Origin of the sequence: Aequorivita vitellina (genome assembly GCF_022008365.1) — a bacterium.
Classification (GTDB): Bacteria; Bacteroidota; Bacteroidia; order Flavobacteriales; family Flavobacteriaceae; genus Aequorivita; species Aequorivita vitellina.
On sequence record NZ_JAIRBA010000017.1, the window covers coordinates 1 to 17,426 of the forward strand.

23 protein-coding genes are annotated in these 17,426 nt (G+C 36.9%); 8 read left to right on the forward strand and 15 right to left on the reverse strand.

The features are described 5' to 3' along the window. Together K8089_RS09540 and K8089_RS16700 are read left to right on the forward strand one after the other, a co-directional pair. A partial coding sequence (locus K8089_RS09540) for a hypothetical protein (protein ID WP_237603054.1) occupies positions 1 to 187 on the forward strand: 187 nt, incomplete at its 5' end. Continuing rightward, positions 169 to 417, forward strand: coding sequence for a GIY-YIG nuclease family protein (locus K8089_RS16700; RefSeq protein WP_407932388.1), 249 nt, complete (start codon positions 169 to 171; stop codon positions 415 to 417). The genes K8089_RS09540 and K8089_RS16700, both read left to right, overlap by 19 nt. 49 nt (positions 418 to 466) lie before the next feature. Here the strand turns inward: K8089_RS16700 and K8089_RS09545 are convergent, their stop codons facing one another. Both K8089_RS09545 and K8089_RS09550 read right to left on the reverse strand, forming a co-directional pair. Further along, positions 467 to 940 (reverse strand): hypothetical protein, encoded by a 474-nt coding sequence (locus K8089_RS09545; RefSeq protein WP_237603055.1) that lies wholly within the window; start codon positions 938 to 940, stop codon positions 467 to 469. Position 941: 1 nt separating this feature from the next. After that, positions 942 to 1,844, reverse strand: coding sequence for a GYDIA family GHMP kinase (locus K8089_RS09550; RefSeq protein ID WP_237603056.1), 903 nt, complete (start codon positions 1,842 to 1,844; stop codon positions 942 to 944). Positions 1,845 to 1,892: 48 nt separating this feature from the next. Between K8089_RS09550 and K8089_RS09555 the strand changes: the two genes are divergently transcribed. Beyond that, the gene (locus K8089_RS09555; protein ID WP_237603057.1) at positions 1,893 to 2,207 is read left to right on the forward strand and encodes a hypothetical protein; all 315 of its coding nucleotides are present in this window, start codon (positions 1,893 to 1,895) and stop codon (positions 2,205 to 2,207) included. An 82-nt stretch (positions 2,208 to 2,289) separates the two neighbouring features. Here K8089_RS09555 and K8089_RS09560 read toward each other — a convergent pair whose 3' ends face one another. The 10 genes from K8089_RS09560 to K8089_RS09600 form a co-directional block, all read right to left on the reverse strand. After that, a complete protein-coding gene (locus K8089_RS09560; protein ID WP_237603058.1) occupies positions 2,290 to 3,603 on the reverse strand; it encodes a hydroxymethylglutaryl-CoA reductase, degradative in 1,314 nt (437 codons plus the stop codon). A 170-nt stretch (positions 3,604 to 3,773) separates the two neighbouring features. Beyond that, complete coding sequence (locus K8089_RS09565; RefSeq protein ID WP_237603059.1) at positions 3,774 to 3,905, reverse strand: 30S ribosomal protein THX; 132 nt, start codon at positions 3,903 to 3,905, stop codon at positions 3,774 to 3,776. Beyond that, positions 3,905 to 4,033, reverse strand: coding sequence for a hypothetical protein (locus K8089_RS16520; protein WP_262913917.1), 129 nt, complete (start codon positions 4,031 to 4,033; stop codon positions 3,905 to 3,907). The genes K8089_RS09565 and K8089_RS16520 overlap by 1 nt, the downstream gene beginning before the upstream one ends. An 87-nt stretch (positions 4,034 to 4,120) precedes the next feature. Further along, positions 4,121 to 4,888 (reverse strand): tryptophan synthase subunit alpha, encoded by a 768-nt coding sequence (trpA, locus tag K8089_RS09570; RefSeq protein ID WP_237603060.1) that lies wholly within the window; start codon positions 4,886 to 4,888, stop codon positions 4,121 to 4,123. Between the two features lie 29 nt (positions 4,889 to 4,917). Beyond that, positions 4,918 to 6,099, reverse strand: coding sequence for a tryptophan synthase subunit beta (trpB, locus tag K8089_RS09575; RefSeq protein ID WP_237603061.1), 1,182 nt, complete (start codon positions 6,097 to 6,099; stop codon positions 4,918 to 4,920). Continuing rightward, a complete protein-coding gene (locus tag K8089_RS09580; protein WP_237603062.1) occupies positions 6,089 to 6,718 on the reverse strand; it encodes a phosphoribosylanthranilate isomerase in 630 nt (209 codons plus the stop codon). Before K8089_RS09580 ends, trpB begins: the two co-directional genes overlap by 11 nt. Beyond that, on the reverse strand, positions 6,715 to 7,497 hold the full coding sequence (gene trpC, locus K8089_RS09585) for an indole-3-glycerol phosphate synthase TrpC (RefSeq protein ID WP_237603063.1): 783 nt from the start codon (positions 7,495 to 7,497) through the stop codon (positions 6,715 to 6,717). Before trpC ends, K8089_RS09580 begins: the two co-directional genes overlap by 4 nt. A gap of 74 nt (positions 7,498 to 7,571) precedes the next feature. Then, complete coding sequence (gene trpD, locus K8089_RS09590) at positions 7,572 to 8,570, reverse strand: anthranilate phosphoribosyltransferase (RefSeq protein ID WP_237603064.1); 999 nt, start codon at positions 8,568 to 8,570, stop codon at positions 7,572 to 7,574. Positions 8,571 to 8,646: 76 nt separating this feature from the next. Then, positions 8,647 to 9,213, reverse strand: coding sequence for an anthranilate synthase component II (locus K8089_RS09595; RefSeq protein ID WP_237603065.1), 567 nt, complete (start codon positions 9,211 to 9,213; stop codon positions 8,647 to 8,649). 2 nt (positions 9,214 to 9,215) lie between these two features. After that, positions 9,216 to 10,628 carry an anthranilate synthase component I family protein gene (locus K8089_RS09600; RefSeq protein WP_237603066.1) on the reverse strand — a complete coding sequence of 471 codons (1,413 nt, stop codon included), beginning with the start codon at positions 10,626 to 10,628 and terminating at the stop codon, positions 9,216 to 9,218. A gap of 279 nt (positions 10,629 to 10,907) precedes the next feature. On the opposite strand from K8089_RS09600, the gene K8089_RS09605 reads away from it, so the two are divergent. From K8089_RS09605 to ctlX, 4 genes are all read left to right on the forward strand, one after another. Then, positions 10,908 to 11,219 (forward strand): rhodanese-like domain-containing protein, encoded by a 312-nt coding sequence (locus K8089_RS09605; protein ID WP_237603067.1) that lies wholly within the window; start codon positions 10,908 to 10,910, stop codon positions 11,217 to 11,219. Positions 11,220 to 11,231: 12 nt separating this feature from the next. Then, positions 11,232 to 11,630 carry a rhodanese-like domain-containing protein gene (locus K8089_RS09610; protein WP_237603068.1) on the forward strand — a complete coding sequence of 133 codons (399 nt, stop codon included), beginning with the start codon at positions 11,232 to 11,234 and terminating at the stop codon, positions 11,628 to 11,630. A gap of 159 nt (positions 11,631 to 11,789) precedes the next feature. Then, positions 11,790 to 12,131, forward strand: coding sequence for a hypothetical protein (locus K8089_RS09615; protein WP_237603069.1), 342 nt, complete (start codon positions 11,790 to 11,792; stop codon positions 12,129 to 12,131). Between the two features lie 255 nt (positions 12,132 to 12,386). Beyond that, the gene (gene ctlX, locus K8089_RS09620; RefSeq protein WP_237603122.1) at positions 12,387 to 13,307 is read left to right on the forward strand and encodes a citrulline utilization hydrolase CtlX; all 921 of its coding nucleotides are present in this window, start codon (positions 12,387 to 12,389) and stop codon (positions 13,305 to 13,307) included. A 26-nt stretch (positions 13,308 to 13,333) separates the two neighbouring features. Here the strand turns inward: ctlX and K8089_RS09625 are convergent, their stop codons facing one another. Together K8089_RS09625 and K8089_RS09630 are read right to left on the reverse strand one after the other, a co-directional pair. Beyond that, positions 13,334 to 14,851: a BCCT family transporter gene (locus K8089_RS09625; RefSeq protein ID WP_338149244.1), complete on the reverse strand. Its 1,518-nt coding sequence runs from the start codon at positions 14,849 to 14,851 to the stop codon at positions 13,334 to 13,336. Continuing rightward, complete coding sequence (locus K8089_RS09630; protein ID WP_237603070.1) at positions 14,848 to 16,287, reverse strand: SDR family oxidoreductase; 1,440 nt, start codon at positions 16,285 to 16,287, stop codon at positions 14,848 to 14,850. Before K8089_RS09630 ends, K8089_RS09625 begins: the two co-directional genes overlap by 4 nt. A 125-nt stretch (positions 16,288 to 16,412) precedes the next feature. Between K8089_RS09630 and K8089_RS09635 the strand changes: the two genes are divergently transcribed. Continuing rightward, positions 16,413 to 16,619: a hypothetical protein gene (locus tag K8089_RS09635; protein WP_237603071.1), complete on the forward strand. Its 207-nt coding sequence runs from the start codon at positions 16,413 to 16,415 to the stop codon at positions 16,617 to 16,619. Positions 16,620 to 16,622: 3 nt separating this feature from the next. Here K8089_RS09635 and K8089_RS09640 read toward each other — a convergent pair whose 3' ends face one another. Further along, positions 16,623 to 17,255: a MarC family protein gene (locus K8089_RS09640; RefSeq protein ID WP_237603072.1), complete on the reverse strand. Its 633-nt coding sequence runs from the start codon at positions 17,253 to 17,255 to the stop codon at positions 16,623 to 16,625. Positions 17,256 to 17,426: the final 171 nt, after the last annotated feature.

Below are 17,426 nucleotides of genomic sequence, written 5' to 3' on the forward strand. Positions count from 1 at the left end.
GTCTTCCATACAGGGCTTGCTTTCATGGCATGAAGATACGAAATTTATGCTGATTGACCATGAAAAAAGGCTGCCCTTTTTAGACAGCCTCTTTTGTTTTTTTGGGGAGTTTCCCTTAGTTCTCTTCAGGCTTCGGGGTTGGAGTTGCCACAAAAATTATGCAGGAAGATGCACTGCCTTTATATAATCTATTCGCAACAACTTCGTCGTTATTACGTTGGCGAGACTCCAAACGCGGAAATACGATTGATTCAACATACTACCCATTACTTCAAAACAAATTTCACCAAGGCCGCTAATGATTGCAAACTTTTATTGAAATATCCGTGTAAGTCAAGAGAAGAGGCTTTGTTTCTCGAAAAATTCATTGGTTTTTTGTTTTTTCGCGCAAGTATGAAAATGAAATTTTATTTATAAATTACTCACTAATAGACAAAATTGAAGTAAATTAATTAATTCAATACTATTAATACACATACTTAAAGACATAAAAAATAGCCACAAACTCTTCCAAAGAAACCATAGAATCTATTGTAAATAAAACGTCGCTGCTATAATTTGAATTGCCATCGTATGCTTTTCCGTCCTTTATATTCAGTAAAATGTCGCTGGAGTAATTTGAATTTTCTTTGTAAACCTTGCCATCTTTAATGTTCATAAAGACGTCGCTCGTATAATTTGAATTGCCTTTGTAAACCTTCCCATCTTGTATGTTGAAAAGAATATCACTTGAATAATTTGAGTTTTTATCATAAATTTTGCTACCCAAAATCTTACAAAGTATATCGCTTGAATAGTTTGAGTTTTTCTTATAAACCTTGCCATCCTTGATGTTGCAGATTATATCGCTACTGTAAGTTGAATTGCCCGAATACACTTTTACTTGCGATAGTAAGAGGTTGCTGAAAAGGAGCGATACAATGAGTAATATATATTTCATTTTAGTATATCATTTTACTAAAGGGAATAACAGTCTTAAACCCTTTTTTTCTGAAATAATCCATGTCTTTTTCAGCTCCAGTTGCCAGAACAAAATCGCCGCCCCAAGCGCCTAAACTTTTAATGGTATGCGGATAATCGTTGAATAACTGTTCTTTTATTGTGGGCGATTTTATGATTTCTGAAATAAGTTGTTCGTGTAAATTCATCAACTTTTCAAATTCTGAAAGCGAATTACAATTCGGCAATTTTCTGCTAATTGCTGAAATTTTTTGAACAATTTTTTCGTCAACTTCGTTTTTTCGATATTGCGAAATACCTTCTTTACTGTCCTGTTTTTGGTTTAAATAAACGAAGAATAAGTTGGCTTTAAAGTTCCACGGAAGTGATACTTCTTTGAATTCTGGCGTTTCATTTTTAAATTCATATAAAACAGGAACGTTATTTTGGGCTGCTGCAATATCGTAACCACTGCCACCAAAACTGTGCTTTAAAAGCTGAAAAGCATTGACATTTGCCCATTGCGCAATGTTGTTTATTAAAGTGGAAGAAGTGCCCAAGCCCCAATTACGGGGGAACTCCAGCTTTGTAGTAACTTGAATTCCTTCGTCCTCCGAAAGAAAATCCGGATTCAGTTTTCTGGCTTCGCGAAGTATTTTTGAAAGGGTTTTCGAAATTTTATCGCCTTCATTCTTAAATTCAAAATTTTTTAAATCGAAGAAATCTTCAAACCAAACTGCACCTTTTTCATCAAAACTTTTCCAATGAATTGCTTTCTTTTTAAAAGTATCAACTTCCAAAAATTGCCCATATTTAGTTGGAATGGCCAATGCCGTTGCGCCATCCAGCACCACGTATTCGCCGGTGAGTAATAATTTGCCGTTGCTGTGCAATGTTTTTTTCAAAATATTGATTAAATATGATGAAATATTTAAAACATATAGTATTAAATTATGATAACTTTAGTTAAGAAATATAATTCGTACATAGATAGTTTGCCAAAGATCGAAAATTCGGACTATAAACTTGATTTTTTCGTGAAAAAATTAAATATCAGCAAACCTACAATGTATCGTAAATTAAAGGAAAATACTTTCACTAATAATGAAGTTGAAGTTTTAACCAACTTGTTATTCCCAAAAGAAGCATACCTAAATGAAATGCTTGAGGGCATTGAAAAAGGAAGAAAGGACTATAAAGAAGGAAATACCAAAACAAGTGAGGAGGTTAAGGATTTTATCAAAAAAAACCATTCTTCCAAAAGATAAGCAATGTTCTTGTTATAATTATATAACGCTCGGCCTGTCCAAATTATTTCCATAATTATGAGTACAGTTAAAAATCAATATTTTACAATCTCAACTTTCCCAAAAAATCCACGACTGCACTATGAGAAATAGTGTTTTTCATAAAATGTTCCATCGCCTTTTCCTTTTCAGCTTCGGTAGCGTGTAGTTGATTTAAAATATTCATCAAATGCATTTTCATATGCCCTTTTTGAATTCCAGTTGTAACCAGCGAGCGGATGGCGGCAAAATTTTGAGCAAGTCCCGCCACAGCCAATATCTGCATCAATTCCTTCGCGTCGGGTTTTTGAAGAATCTCAAAAGCCAGTTTCGTCAACGGATGAAGCGATGTTAATCCGCCAACAGTTCCAACTGCCAAAGGCAATTCAATCCAAAAGGTAAAAACGTCATCTTCAATTTTGGCGTGCGTTAAACTGCTGTAATAGCTGTTGCGGGCGGCATAGGCGTGTACTCCGGCTTCAACGGCGCGAAAATCATTTCCGGTTGCCAAAACTACTGCGTCTACACCGTTCATAATCCCCTTATTGTGGGTTACGGCGCGTCGCGTTTCAGTTTTTGCGATTTCAATTGCGCGCACAAACTTTTCGGCAAAGTGTTTTCCTTCGTGATGTTTTGTGGTAAGTTCTTCCACATTGCAACTTACCTCGGCACGTACCAAACATTCGGGCACGTAGTTAGAAAGGATGCTCATCACAACCTCAGGATAGGTAACTTTTTTCTGAAAGGCTTCAAAATTCCGTGCTTCTTCTTCAAAAGTATGCGCCATCTGCTCCAAACAAGTGTTGATGAAGTTGGCACCCATAGCATCTAAGGTTTCAAAAGTAGCGTGAATATGAAAATAACCTTCTAAAATATGCGATTTGTCAACTAACGAAAGCGCTAACAGTCCGCCGCCGCGAGCCTTCATATTTTTTTCGATCGCTTGAATGCTGCTGTGAAGTTTCGGTTTTATTTCTTCAAAAAAGGCTTCGATTACCTTTTCACTTCCGAAGAAGTTAAAATGTATTTGCCCGTTTTTTTCGGTGGAAATAACTTCAGCTTTAAACCCGCCGCGTTCCAACCAAAATTTGGCAGCATTACTAGCAGCGGCGACAACTGAACTTTCTTCAGTAACCATAGGCAAAGCATACAGTTTTTCATTAATTAAAAAGTTGGGTGCTATGCCAAACGGCAAGTAATAATTGGAAAGGGTATTTTCAATAAAATCGTCGTGAAGTTGCTGTAATGATGGGTCGTCATTCCAATAATTTTTTAAAACTTGAACAGAACGTAAATTGTTTTGCAGGTAATTTTCTGCAAGCCATTCAATTTTTTCAGCTTTAGATTTCTTTGAAAATCCAGAAACGGGTTGATTCATTTAAATAAATATCGTTAAGTTGCAAAGATAGTGAAGCCCATTACCCCTGAAGCGGGAAATTATTAAAAAATTGTAAAGTGGTCCAGTTTTAAAATAAAAAAAGGTATTCAAGTACAAAAAATGTTCTTAAATACCTTCTTCGTCAGCTTAAAGGAAAAAACCAATTTATTTTAAGCTTCTTTTTTTTGCGCGTCTTTGGTAGGCAAGGGTTTTATTCTAAATTTATTACGCTTTGGACGTAACTTGCCATAAGACCCAATACTTATTTTTCCGCGCTTTGTCTTTTTATCTCCTTTACCCATTACTTCTTGTTCTGTTGTTTTTTGATGGTTTTTTCATCAATGTCAAACTCATTGGGTTTTTGGTTAATATTCCCTGTTGGGTTCGTAGGATTTTTCTGTTCTTTCTTTCTTTCAAATTTCTTTTCCATAATCTTGTCGTTTTTCTTATTTAAGAATGAAATTCTAAAGTAATAATATAAAACCTAAAACACCCTTAAAACCTTGCTAAATAAAGGTTAAACCTTCCGGATGGAATTAACAAATGCCGAAATACCATCCTTTCCTTTTTCCGAAAGCATTTTTATAAAAGCACTGCCAATTATAGCGCCATTGGTGTGTTTTGTTGCTTGCTGAAAGGTTTCTGAATTATTTATTCCGAAACCAACAATCTGCGGATTTTTAAGTTGAAGTGAAGCTACTCTTTCGAAATATTCTTCTGTTTCAGCTCCAAAACCAGCCGAATTTCCAGTAACACTCGCGCGACTAACCATATAAATAAAACCTTCGGAAGCGGCATCAATTTGAAGTATTCGTTCTTCAGAAGTATGCGGTGTAATTAAAAAGATGTTCAGCAAGCCGTACTTTTTAAAAATTTCGGCATAATGTTCTTCAAATTCAGCCAACGGGAGATCCGGAAGTATCAAGCCGTCGATGCCTATTTCTGCACATTTTTCACAGAAATTTTCAACGCCAAATTGAAGGATAGGATTGAAATACCCCATAATTATAAGCGGAATTGAAACCGTTTTTCGCACATCTTTCAATTGCCGAAAAAGTAATTCTGTGGTCATCCCGTTTTGTAAAGCAGTTTGTGAACTTGCTTGAATAGTGGGCCCATCCGCCAATGGATCGCTGAATGGCAAGCCTATTTCAACCAAATCGACTCCATCTTTTTCCAATTGCTGAAGAATTTCAACGGTATCATCCAATTTTGGATAACCTGCGGTGAAGTAGATTGAAAGAAGCTTTTTATTGTTCTTGAATTTATCTGAGATTCTATTCATAGGTTTTAAAAACCTGTTAGGTCTTTAATTTACAGTTTAAAATAATTTATATAAGTGTCTAAATCTTTATCTCCGCGTCCGCTTAAATTTACAACGACCACATCGTCTTTTTTAAATTTTCTCGTTTCAAAAATCGCGAGCGCATGGCTACTTTCAATTGCGGGGATTATGCCTTCCAGTTTGCAAAGTTTTAGTCCAGCCTGCATAGCTTCATTATCGGTAACTGAAATAAATACGCCTCTGCCGCTGGCAAAAAGATTGGCGTGCATCGGCCCAACTCCCGGATAATCCAGTCCTGCGGAAATTGAGTAGGGTTCGGTAATCTGTCCATCAGGCGTTTGCATCAACAGCGTTTTGCTGCCGTGGATAATTCCGGTGTTTCCTAAAGCCGAAGTTGCTGCGCTTTCGCCACTGTCAATGCCTTTTCCCGCCGCTTCCACTGCAATAATGCCAACTTCGGGTTTGTTTAAATAATGGTAAAATGCGCCAGCAGCATTACTGCCACCGCCAACACAAGCCACAACGAAATCTGGATTTTCTCGATCTTCTTTTTCGTTAAGTTGAACTTTTATTTCTTCGGAAATTATACTTTGAAAACGCGCAACCATATCTGGATACGGATGTGGGCCAACTACGCTACCAATAATATAATGTGTATCCAACGGATTATTTATCCAATCGCGAATAGCTTCGTTTGTAGCGTCTTTTAAGGTTTTGCTGCCGCTTGAAGCGGGAATCACTTTTGCGCCCAACATTTTCATTCGAGCTACATTTGGTGCTTGTCGTTTTATATCAGTTTCACCCATAAAAACAATGCATTCCAAACCCATCAATGCGCAGACGGTTGCAGTTGCAACGCCGTGTTGTCCTGCGCCGGTTTCGGCAATAATACGGGTTTTGCCCAACCGCTTTGCCATTAAAATCTGGCCGATGGTGTTGTTTACTTTGTGTGCGCCTGTGTGACAAAGGTCTTCGCGTTTTAAATAGATTTTTGTACTGTGTTTTTCTGAAAGACGTTTTGCAAAATACAGCGGCGTTGGGCGTCCCACATAGTCTTTCAGCAATTGGTGAAATTCTTTTTGAAAAGATTCTTCAGCCATTACTTTCAAATAATTTTGCCGTAATTCTTCCACATTTGGATAAAGCATTTCGGGAATATAGGCTCCCCCAAATTCGCCGTAATAACCTTTCTCGTTTACATTATAATTCATTTTTAAACTTTTTTAAATCTTCAATATTTTTTAGTCCCGGTTCAATTTCAAACTTGCTATTTACATCAATCCCGTAAATGGGAAGGTCTGTTTTTAGCAATTCTTTTAGTGCAAAAATCTCTTCCAATCCGATGCCGCCACTTAAAATGAAAGGCTTTTTTAAAGTGTAGTTTTTTAGAATTTCCCAATTAAAGGTAAAACCGTTGCCACCTTTTTCTCTTCCTTTTGTGTCGAAAAGAAAAGCATCCACTTTATTTTCAAAAATTGATAATTGGTTAAAGTCGAAATTATCGTCAATACTGAAAGCTTTCCAAACCACGACTTCGGGATAATATAAAGTAAGTTTGGCGTGCAGATCGAGCAAGTATTCTTTGCTTTCCTCGCCGTGAAGTTGAATTACATCCAGCGAATGTTTTATTGACAGAGCAATTACTTTTGAAATTTGTTCATTGACAAAAATTCCAACCTTTTTAGTTCCGAGTGGAAGTGAAGGGATTTCTTCGCCATCAAAAAACCGCGGACTTTTTTCATAAAAAATAAAACCCAAATAGTCTGGCTGAAGTTCTGCAACTTCAGCAACGTTGTGTTTCATTCCGCAGACTTTCAGCAATGTTTTCATCTTAGATTTTCTATAAATTGTTTCGCAGTTTCGCCGGGTTTTTCGGTCTTCATAAAATTTTCGCCTATTAAAAATCCTTCAAAACCGTATGTTCTCAACTCTTTTATTGTTTCAACATCGCTGATTCCGCTTTCGGAAATTTTCACAAAATCGGTTGGAATTTCTTGAGATAATTTTTTACTGATATCGATGCTCACTTTAAAATTTTTCAAGTTTCGGTTATTAACGCCAATCATTGCTACATTTGGCAACATCGATTTTTGAAGCTCTTCCAGGTTGTGAACTTCCAACAAAACATCTAATTTTAAGCTTTTTGCCAAATGCGAATACTGCTTCAATTCTTCCGCAGAAAGACAAGCGGCAATCAATAAAATCGCGTCCGCACCGTAAGCTTTTGCCTCGTAAATTTGATAGGGATCGATGATAAATTCCTTCCGTAGCATTGGGATGGAAACCGTTTTTTCGGCCACCAAAAGATCGTCTAACGAGCCGCCAAAAAAGTTGGAATCTGTTAATACCGAAATTCCTTTGGCGCCCGCACTTTCATAACCCGAAACCACTTCGTGCATCAAAACCTTGTCATTTATCACCGCTTTGCTTGGCGAGCGGCGTTTGTGTTCGGCGATAATTCCTGTGGTTGAATTGCGCAAAGCTGCTGCCAATGATTTAGTTTCTTTGGCAAACAATGGAAATTTTTCCAGCAAGCGTACAGGAATTGCTTCTTTTTTAGCAGCAACTTCGCTACGTTTATAAGCTGTAATTTTATCTAAAATTGTCATTTTGGGATTCGTGATTTGTTAATTCGGGATTCGTTGATTCGTCCCTTCGTCTGGGCTCAGGGTGACAGTTTTAACTAATTAATCACCGATAATTGTTGTAATTTTTTCAATGAATTCAATGCATTTTTTGATTGCAACGATTCCTGTGCTTTTTGAAAACTATCTTTTATTGAGCAGTTTTCAACTATTGAAATTGCTAGCGCTGCGTTGGCACAAACCACATTGTTTTGGGTTTCGGAGCCTTTGCCGTTTAAAATATTCAAAAATATTTCTGCGGAAGCTTTTACTGTTTCACCGCCAAATATTTCAGATTGTTCAATTTGTTTCACGCCAAAATCTTCGGCATTTAAAATGTTTTCTGAATTCTTTGAAATCACTTTTACCGGGCCCGTCAACGAAATTTCATCGTAACCATCCATCGCGTGTAGTACGGCATAATTTTTTTCGCTTTTTTGATAAAGGTAGCCGTACATTCTAGCCAATTCCAGATCGAAAACGCCTACTAATTGATTTTTCGGAAAGGCAGGATTTACCATTGGACCGAGCATATTAAAAAATGTTTTTACACCCAATTCTCTTCGGATTGGCGCGACATTTTTCATTGCCGGGTGGAAGAGTGGCGCGTGCAGAACACAAATTCCGGCTTCGTCTAAACTGCGCTTTAAAACGTCTTTTTTATTACTGAATTTCACTCCCAAAGCTTCCATTACGTTACTGCTGCCACTCACTGAAGAAACTCCGTAATTTCCGTGTTTGGTAACTTTTACTCCAGCGCCGGCCGTAACGAAAGACGCTAAAGTTGAAATATTAAATGTGTTTTTACCATCGCCACCTGTGCCGCATAAATCAACAGCGTTATACTCGCTGAAATCTACCGACAAACACAAGTCTAACAAGGCATCGCGAAAGCCTTCCAGCTCTTCCAAACTAACGTTTCGCATCATATAAACCGTTAAAAATGCGGCTATCTGACTTTGATTGTATTTGCCTTCGGAAATATTTACCAACACAGTGCGCGCCTGTTCTTTGCTGAGTTGTTCGTGGTTTATTAATCTATTTAAAATATGCTTCATTTTAAGTGTTGGAGTTTAAAAGTTTATAGGTTTAGTTGAAATCACTAGCAACTGCCATTGAATACTGAATACTTTTTCAACTTTCCACCCAATTTTTAATAATCTGTTTCCCCATTGGTGTTAGCACACTTTCGGGGTGAAATTGTACGCCACAAACATTATAAATTTTATGACGGAGGGACATTATTTGTCCGTTTTCGTCAACGGAAGTAATTTCCAAAACCTCCGGAAACCCTTCTTTTGAAACAACCCAACTGTGGTAACGACCAATTTCTATTTGTTTTTCCAGCCCTTTAAAAAGTGGTTCTTCTGCTTTTAAAATGGTTGCTTTTGTGGAAACCCCGTGAAAAACCTTGCTCAAGTTTTCCAACTTTCCGCCAAATACTTCACCGATGGCTTGTTGTCCCAAACACACTCCGAGTATTGGTTTTGAAGTAGCATATTTTTGAATTAACTCTTTCAGCAAACCTGCTTCATCCGGTATCCCTGGGCCCGGAGAAAGTAGAATTTTATCATAGTTTTCAGCTTCTTCCAAATAAAACGTATCGTTTCGCTTTACGGTTACTTCGCAATCCAGTTCCTCTAAATAGTGAACCAAATTGTACACAAAACTGTCGTAATTGTCTATTACTAATATTTTCATATTTATATACTTTCAGCTAGTTCCAGCGCTTTCGTCAATGCGCCTAATTTGTTGTAAACTTCCTGTAATTCGTTTTCTTCGTTGCTTTCTGAAACCACTCCGGCACCGGCTTGATAATGCAAGGTGTGATTTTTACTTACAAATGAACGGATGATTATAGCGTGGTTAAAGTTACCGCTGAAATCCATAAAACCAATGGCGCCGCCATAAAACTCGCGACTACGGTTTTCGTATTTTTCTAGCAATTGCAATGCTTTGTGTTTTGGCGCACCGCTTAAAGTTCCCGCAGGAAAAGTGTCTGCAACAATTTGCATTGTTGAAGTCTGGGCATTTTTAGTGGCCGTAACTTTGCTCACCAAATGTATTACATGTGAAAAAAACTGAACTTCGCGGTAGGTTTCAACTTTCACCTTTGTGCCGTGGCGGCTTAAATCGTTCCGCGCTAAGTCAACCAGCATCACGTGTTCGCTGTTTTCTTTTTTGTCTTCGGAAAGTTTTTTGGCGAGCTCGGCATCCTGCTCGTCGCTTCCGGTGCGTTTAAAAGTGCCTGCGATGGGGTGGATTTCGGCGGTGTTTCCTTTTACAACCAACTGGGCTTCGGGTGAGCTTCCGAATATTTTAAAATTCCCATAGTCAAAATAGAACAAATATGGCGAAGGGTTTACACTTCGCAAAGCCCTGTAAACATTGAATTCGTCGCCTGAAAATTTCTGCGAAAAACGTTTGCTGGGGACTATTTGGAAAACATCGCCGCGTTGGCAATGTTCTTTGCATTTTCGCACCAGAGCTTTAAAATCTTCATCGTTCAAGTTTGTGGTTCGCTCGCCATTTCTTTCAAACGGATATTCGGCAAAACTTTTCGATTTTAAAATTTGTTCAATCTGCGGAATATTGTTTTCGGCTTCAAAAGTATGTGCGAAAATATAGGCTTCATTATTAAAATGATTTATCGCAATTATGTTTTGATAAACCGCATAAAACAAATCGGGCATTTCAAGGTTTTCTTCTTTTTTTGAAATTTGAATATCTTCAAAATAGCGAACTGCATCAAAAGTCATAAAGCCGAAAAGGCCATTGTTTATGAATTTAAATTTGCTCTCTTCCGAAGAAAATGAAGCGGCAAATTCATCAAGCACCTTCGGAATATTTATGGTTTTTGTTATTTCTGTAATGGTTGTTTTTCCATCTGGAAAATGCTGAAATATGGTTTCATTTTCAACTTTTATAGATGCAATTGGGTTGAAGCAGATGTAGCTGAAACTATTGTCGTTCGCGTGATAGTCGCTACTTTCGAGCAATAGACTATTCGGAAACTTATCGCGAAGCCGCAAATAAACCGATACTGGCGTGAGCGTATCTGCCAATAGTTTTTTTGAATGGGTTTTTAAGGAATATTTTTTATTTTCTATTTCCATTTTTTATTGTTCTGTGGTCTTGAGATTCCCGCCTGCGCGGGAATAAAAAAAGGCTTGTCGTGAATGACAAGCCTTTTTGTATATGTTTTATACTATAGGTGTTCTGCTCACGAGGTTTTCCGTAAGTTTTTCCACCACCAAGTATTTATTGTGAATGTGTTCATAGTTTGAAACGTCAAATATAGAAAGGTTTTTTCAAAAATTGTAAATCTTATAATAATTTTTTGAAATTTAGTTTCACTTAAATAGTAATCCTTATTTTTGCTAAAAATTTTTACTATGGCAGATTTAACACAAGAACAGTGGAGAGAACAACTTGAAAAGGATGATAATGCAGTTATTATTGATGTTCGTACCGATGCTGAATTTGAAGAAGGATATATTCCAGGAGCAGCACAGATTGATATTTACAACGGGGCAGAATTTCTTGAACGCGCCAAAGAATTGGATCCAGAAAAAAATTACTATGTTTATTGCCGATCGGGCGGTAGAAGTGGACAAGCTTGTATGTTGTTAAATTCCGTTGGTGTGAAAAATGCTTATAATTTGAAAGGCGGAATTATGGAATGGGAAGGTGAACTAAATCATTAAACCTGTAATAATATGAAAAAATTATTTTTTGTTTTTGGATTAACGACGCTACTTTTTTTTACGGCTTGTAAAGAAAATAGCACAGCACAGGAAGTTACAGTAATCTCTCCGGAAGAGGTTTATAACGCAGTTAGAGACAGTGGAAATTTACAGTTAATTGATGTGCGCACGAAAGAGGAATATGGCGAAGATCATCTTGAAACTGCACAAAATATTTGCGTAACCGACGATGATTTTAGGGAGAAAGTTGCAAAGTTAAACAAAGACGAGCCTGTATATTTATACTGTCGAAGCGGAAAAAGGAGTGCAAAAGCAGCCCAAATTATGAAAGAAATGGGTTTTAAGGAAATTTACGATATGGAAGGCGGATTTCTCAATTGGGATAGCCAAGGCCTACAGGATAAAAATTAAATTTTATTTACTTTCCTAATTTCTTTAACGCAACCCATCATTGTGAGTTAAACTCACGCTAAAGTACAGTTTCAAAAAGAATGAAACACCAAATTTAAGTATCTTTTTAGATAGATAAATTTGGATATGGGAAACAGCGAAAAAATACTACAAAGGCGAATGCGGAGTCTCATTAATTACAGTTGTGACTTCGATGCATTTCCGAGTGCGGAATTTCAGAAATTTCACAAAGCATTATTGTTGTTTTCTTTCAATGCCGTGGAGGTTAAAATTGATTACGATGAAAAATTAATTTCAATCTGGAATTCTAAGCCTTTAACTACTAGCCCTGTAAGGCTTTTTAATATGAAAGAAGCGGTGGCAGATAAACTGTCATACTCAAGTTTATCGGAAACATTAGCTGGCTGTCTGGAAAATGGCAAACTTCAGACTAATTATTATCAAAAACTGCTTTCAGAATATGGAGGCTCTATTCTAGACGACGATTTTTTAAGTGCTTAACTTAATGAAACACCAAGTCTTTTTTATAAATTTTCAGTGGTATTGCTTTGTAATTCCATTCTTAAAATAAAAGTGTAAACACATAAGGCTTAAATTAAAAATTAAGAAGAGAAAAGCGAAAAAAATCCTTTTTCGAAATTTATGTTTTCTTAAATCAATTTACCTATTTAAAAGTATTTTTCCCTGCAGAAATTCACTTAAATTTGCAGCCTAAAATTTCTTAAATTGGCAAAACAAATAACAGATACAATCGTAATGATACGCCCAGTTGCGTTCCGTATGAACGAACAAACGGCTGTAAATAATTTTTTTCAGGAAGATATAGCTCTAAAAAATGCTGAAATTAATTCGAAAGCACAAGTAGAGTTCGATACTTTTGTTGAAAAACTTCGTGCGGTTGGTGTTAATGTTATCGTTGAAAATGACGACTTACGAATGGATACGCCAGATTCTATTTTCCCCAATAACTGGATAAGTTTTCACAGTAATGGCGATATAGGTTTGTACCCAATGTTTGCCGAAAACCGCCGTCGCGAAAGACGTGAAGAGATTTTAATTCGTTTAGAGAATGAGGGTTTTAAAATTAATAACATCTACGATTACACATCTGCCGAAGATGAAGGTTTTTTTCTTGAAGGCACGGGTAGTTTGTTGTTAGATCGTGTAAATTACAAAGCATATTGCGCCCTTTCTCCCCGCGCAGATGAGGAATTGGTTATTGAGTTCTGCGAAGATTTTGAATATTCACCTGTAATTTTTACTGCAAACCAAACGGTTGATGGCAATCGTGTGCCAATATATCACACCAATGTAATGATGTGTTTGGCCGAAAATTTTTGTGTTATTTGTCTAGACTCTATAGACGATGCTGTCGAAAAGAAAAATGTAGTAAAGCATCTAAAAAAAGACAGAAAAGAAATTATTGCAATTACCGAAGCACAAATGCACCATTTTGCTGGTAATATGCTTCAATTGCAGGGCAACGACAAAAAATATTTGGTGATGAGTGCGGCAGCGCATGAAAGTTTAAACAAAGAACAAATTGCAGCTATTGAAAAACATTGCGAAATATTAAGTAGCGATCTCACAACCATTGAAACCTGCGGCGGCGGGAGCGCCCGTTGTATGATGGCTGAAGTTTTTCTTCCCAAGCAAGCTGTACTTAAATCTGTATAAATAGCGCGACATAACTTTTGGTGGAATTAGGCTTTTTTTATTTTTGAAATATCATAAAGCCAAATCCCTATCATTACTATCATCAGTAAACTCAATGGGAGAGAAGTGATGATCAATAATTTTTGGACTGCAGTTAATACATTTGTGTCTTCCTTGGCGTGACCCAAAAGGACGATTCCGACAGAAAAAATGGTTAAGATTATTCCCCACATCCAGCGTTGTTTTTTGCTTGGGTTTGGGTTCCCTTTATCGATAAACATTCCCAGAACATAAATTGCCGAATCTACCGAAGTTACCAAAAAGCTCATCAGCAATAAAATCACCAAACCGTTAACAACTGATTGCAACGGATAGTTTTCTAGAAATACAAAAATAGAAGTGAAAACATTTCCAAACTCTCCTTCATAACTGTTCCAACTTGCAATAAGTTCAAACGCTGATTGTCCAAAAACGGTAAACCAGAAAAAACTTCCCAACGAAGGAATCAATAATACACCAATTATAATTTCCCGAAGCGTTCTGCCTTTTGAAATTCTTGCAATAAATATTCCTGTAAATGGTGCCCAAGCCAGCCAAAACGCCCAGTAATAATACGTCCAATCGGTTAAAAATACTTCTCCCGGATTGTACTTGCCTATAGCCAAACTCAGTGGAATAAAATCTACAACATATCTGTAAAAAGCATACAGAAAATTCTTCAGAATTAAGAGCATATCACTTTGCAGAAAAACGAAGAAAAGCAAGGCTACCGTACAGTAAATGTTTAAAGTTGAAATTCGTTTGATACCTTTATTTACACCGCTTAAAGCTGAAATTAACGAGAAAATTCCAATTAAAACTACTAAGGCAATAATAATGCGGTAGTCCAAGCTTGCATTAAATAGATGATTTAAACCGCCCTTTATTTGTGACGCGCCCAAACCCACCGCCGCAACCAAACCAAAAATTGTAGTTAAAATGGTAAGTACATCTATAAATAAGAGGAAGTTGTTATTCCAAAAACTTTTTGTTTTAATAGGGAAAAGAGTTGCAAATGTGTTGCTGGTGGCAACGGGCAATTTTTTGTGAAATAACGCCAATCCCGCTGCCAGCGCAAATACCGCATAAAAAGCCCAAGCCGTAAAACCCCATTGATAAAATGTGAATTCGAGCGCGATTATATCTGCCGAAACCGCAGTTGCTAAAGGCGGATTCTGTTGCATAAAAACCGGCTCCTGAACGGCTCGTAGCAAAATTCCTGCGCCCATTCCAGCACTGTACAACATTGCTATCCATTCTAAACGAGAAAATGCAGGTTTGTCTGCAGGGAGTCCTAATTTTATTTTGCCCCAACTGGAAAACGCAATCCCAATCAGCAATAAAACGCATCCCAATCCTAAATATAAATAGAAAGGACCAAAATAGTTCCGAACCCAAAGCGATAGGCTTTCAATGCCGTTATACGTAGCGAGTGTTTCGGCGTATAAAAAAAAAGAGAAGAATAATAACAAACCCATTGATAGGGCGAGTAATGGATTGTTTTTTGGAAATTTTAGTAGTTTCAACTTTTCTCTTTTTGATTAAAGGTGGCTAGCCTTTTAATCATTCCGTCAAATATAAAGTAATGAAAAGGAAACATCAAATACCAGTATAAACGCCCCCAAATTCCTTTGGGTCTAAAGGTTGCCGTTTGTACTAATTGGTTTTTATCGTTTATACAGAATTCTAACCAAGCCTCGCCGGGAAGTTTCATTTCGGCGAAAAGTAGTAGCCTTTTGCTCTCCCTATCGGCGTAAATTACACGCCAAAAATCTAAAACATCTCCCGTATAAATTTTATCGGGATGTGTTCTTCCGCGTCTTAATCCAACACCTCCAACAAGTTTATCAACCAAGCCGCGAATTTTCCAAAGTGAGTTTGCGTAGTACCACCCTCTGTTACCGCCTATTGCCCAAATGTTGTTTAAAGCTTTCTCGGGATCAACCACATTTATAGTTTGTTCATCTTTTAAACACCCGTATTTAGGCACTTGTATATATTCTTTTAAATTTGAAATTCTTCCCGAGGTCAATGAATCTTTCCAGCTAGAAATAACAAGGTTTTGTTCAATTTTAATAAAAGCTTTTTTAATTGCTTCTTCGTATGAAATGGGTTGCATCTGCAAAATTTCCTGAAGTTTATTATCACGAGCAACCACCTCCATTTTCATACTGTCCACAAGGTTTACCGCCAATTTATACGAAGTTGAAGTAACAAAATACAACCAGTACGAAGACAGCCGTGGCGACATAACTGGCACCGGAATTATCCACAGTTTTAACCCGCGAATTTCTGAATATATCTCTAACATTTCTTTGTAGGTTAAAACATCGGGACCACCAACATCAAAGGACTGGTTGAAACATTTTTCGTTATCTAAAACACCGTAAAGAAAAGCAATAACATCGCGAACCGCTATTGGTTGAATTTTGGTCTTTAACCATTTAGGCGCAATCATTATTGGCAATTTTTCGCACAAATCGCGTATTATTTCAAATGAAGAACTTCCGCTACCAACCACAATTCCAGCACGTAAAACGGTGAGGTGATAATTTCCATCGTATAAAATTTCTTCTACTTTTTTTCGGGAAGAAAGGTGTTTTGAGAGTTGATCTTCGTTAATTATTCCGCTTAAATAAATAACTTGTTTCACCCGAGTGACCGCCATGTATTTATTAAAGTTAGTAGCTGAACGCGCCTCCATTTCTTCAAAATCCTTGGTGGAGCCGCTCATGGAATGTATTAAATAATACGCCGCGTCTATGTCTTTTGGGAAAGATTCGGTATTGACTTCTTCGGCAAAATCTACTTCAGCAACACTCACATTTTTTGTAGTTTGTGGGTCAATTGGCAATCTATTTTTATCGCGTACAGCACAAATTACTTCGTGTCCGTTTTCAAGTAATTCGGGTAAGAGTCGCATGCCAATATAGCCATTGGCGCCTGTAAGTAGAATTTTCAATATTGTATAATTTGTTTAAAGATATGTCATAATATTTAAACAAGAGTTAAAAAGCCGTTAAGTTCCTATATTAAATAATTTGTAAAAGGCTATCTTTAAGAATTCAACCAAACAAATAAATTTCTATGAAAATTTTAAAAATGGTATTGCTAATTGTGGGAGTCATCTTAATTGTATTTGGTCTTTACAACGCCTTTGTGCCACAGCAAGTATTAGATATTGGGCCTTTGGAGGTCAATGCCAAAGAGGGGATAACAAATCAAACTTTGGGAATGATTGGCATTGGTGTTTTAGCTTTGATAGCTGGTGCGTTGCTTAAAAACCGCCGCTAAATTTTAAGCGATTATAGTTTTAAAAATAGAAATTACGGCCGCGCTTATATATTCTACACCAATAGATATTACAATAAACCCAACAATTCGCGAAATAGCATTTATGCCCGAAGCTCCCAAAAACGTACTGATGTAATGCGAACTTCGCAAAATTATAAAAGTGGCGAAACCAACGGCCAATACTGCTAAAATTACAAATACAATTTCATTTGTTGTTTGGTATTTCTGATTAAAAGTAATTAATAGCGAAATAGATCCCGGCCCTGCGAGCATTGGGATTGCCAGTGGTGTTAACGAAAATTTTTCGCGTTTGTCCAAATCTTTTTTCACCCGTTTGTTCTTCATTCCTTTGTGTTTTGAAAAAGTTCCCGTCAACAATGCAAAGCCCGAAGTAACGATTATCATTCCCCCTGCAATGCGCAAAGCATTTAAACTTATTCCGAAGAAATCTAGCAAATAGGTTCCAGCGAAAAAAGAAATTATTAAAATTACAATTACGTTCGTTGTGGTTAAAAGCGACGTTTTGTTTCGTTCCTGCGGGCTTTCATCACTCGTTAACCCTACAAATACGGGCACGGTTCCCAAAGGATTTATTACCGAAAATAGCGCCGCAAATACGTATAAAAATATATCCATAGTTTTTTGGGCAAAGAACGTGTGGTTAATCAATTTAGAGATTACCGACTTGTTATCAAAAGTTTAAATTATAGTTGATTCAAAAGCGAGTGTTTTTAAGATTTTTTCGAAATTTTAAACTTCGATTTGCAACTCGCTGTTTTTCTTATAAAGTTCGTTCATTCCTAAATC

Excerpts from the sequence above, each read along its gene's own strand:
- ctlX (WP_237603122.1), top strand. The coding sequence starts at position 12,387 with ATGATACGCCCAGTTGCGTTCCGTATGAACGAACAAACGGCTGTAAAT.
- K8089_RS09580 (WP_237603062.1), bottom strand. The coding sequence starts at position 6,718 with ATGAAAACATTGCTGAAAGTCTGCGGAATGAAACACAACGTTGCTGAA.
- K8089_RS09600 (WP_237603066.1), bottom strand. The coding sequence starts at position 10,628 with ATGGAAATAGAAAATAAAAAATATTCCTTAAAAACCCATTCAAAAAAA.
- trpB (WP_237603061.1), bottom strand. The coding sequence starts at position 6,099 with ATGAATTATAATGTAAACGAGAAAGGTTATTACGGCGAATTTGGGGGA.
- trpD (WP_237603064.1), bottom strand. The coding sequence starts at position 8,570 with ATGAAGCATATTTTAAATAGATTAATAAACCACGAACAACTCAGCAAA.
- K8089_RS09560 (WP_237603058.1), bottom strand. The coding sequence starts at position 3,603 with ATGAATCAACCCGTTTCTGGATTTTCAAAGAAATCTAAAGCTGAAAAA.
- trpC (WP_237603063.1), bottom strand. The coding sequence starts at position 7,497 with ATGACAATTTTAGATAAAATTACAGCTTATAAACGTAGCGAAGTTGCT.
- K8089_RS09615 (WP_237603069.1), top strand. The coding sequence starts at position 11,790 with ATGCGGAGTCTCATTAATTACAGTTGTGACTTCGATGCATTTCCGAGT.
- K8089_RS16700 (WP_407932388.1), top strand. The coding sequence starts at position 169 with ATGCACTGCCTTTATATAATCTATTCGCAACAACTTCGTCGTTATTAC.
- K8089_RS09565 (WP_237603059.1), bottom strand. The coding sequence starts at position 3,905 with ATGGGTAAAGGAGATAAAAAGACAAAGCGCGGAAAAATAAGTATTGGG.
- K8089_RS09595 (WP_237603065.1), bottom strand. The coding sequence starts at position 9,213 with ATGAAAATATTAGTAATAGACAATTACGACAGTTTTGTGTACAATTTG.
- K8089_RS09640 (WP_237603072.1), bottom strand. The coding sequence starts at position 17,255 with ATGGATATATTTTTATACGTATTTGCGGCGCTATTTTCGGTAATAAAT.
- K8089_RS09605 (WP_237603067.1), top strand. The coding sequence starts at position 10,908 with ATGGCAGATTTAACACAAGAACAGTGGAGAGAACAACTTGAAAAGGAT.
- K8089_RS16520 (WP_262913917.1), bottom strand. The coding sequence starts at position 4,033 with ATGGAAAAGAAATTTGAAAGAAAGAAAGAACAGAAAAATCCTACGAAC.
- trpA (WP_237603060.1), bottom strand. The coding sequence starts at position 4,888 with ATGAATAGAATCTCAGATAAATTCAAGAACAATAAAAAGCTTCTTTCA.
- K8089_RS09545 (WP_237603055.1), bottom strand. The coding sequence starts at position 940 with ATGAAATATATATTACTCATTGTATCGCTCCTTTTCAGCAACCTCTTA.
- K8089_RS09555 (WP_237603057.1), top strand. The coding sequence starts at position 1,893 with ATGATAACTTTAGTTAAGAAATATAATTCGTACATAGATAGTTTGCCA.
- K8089_RS09610 (WP_237603068.1), top strand. The coding sequence starts at position 11,232 with ATGAAAAAATTATTTTTTGTTTTTGGATTAACGACGCTACTTTTTTTT.
- K8089_RS09635 (WP_237603071.1), top strand. The coding sequence starts at position 16,413 with ATGAAAATTTTAAAAATGGTATTGCTAATTGTGGGAGTCATCTTAATT.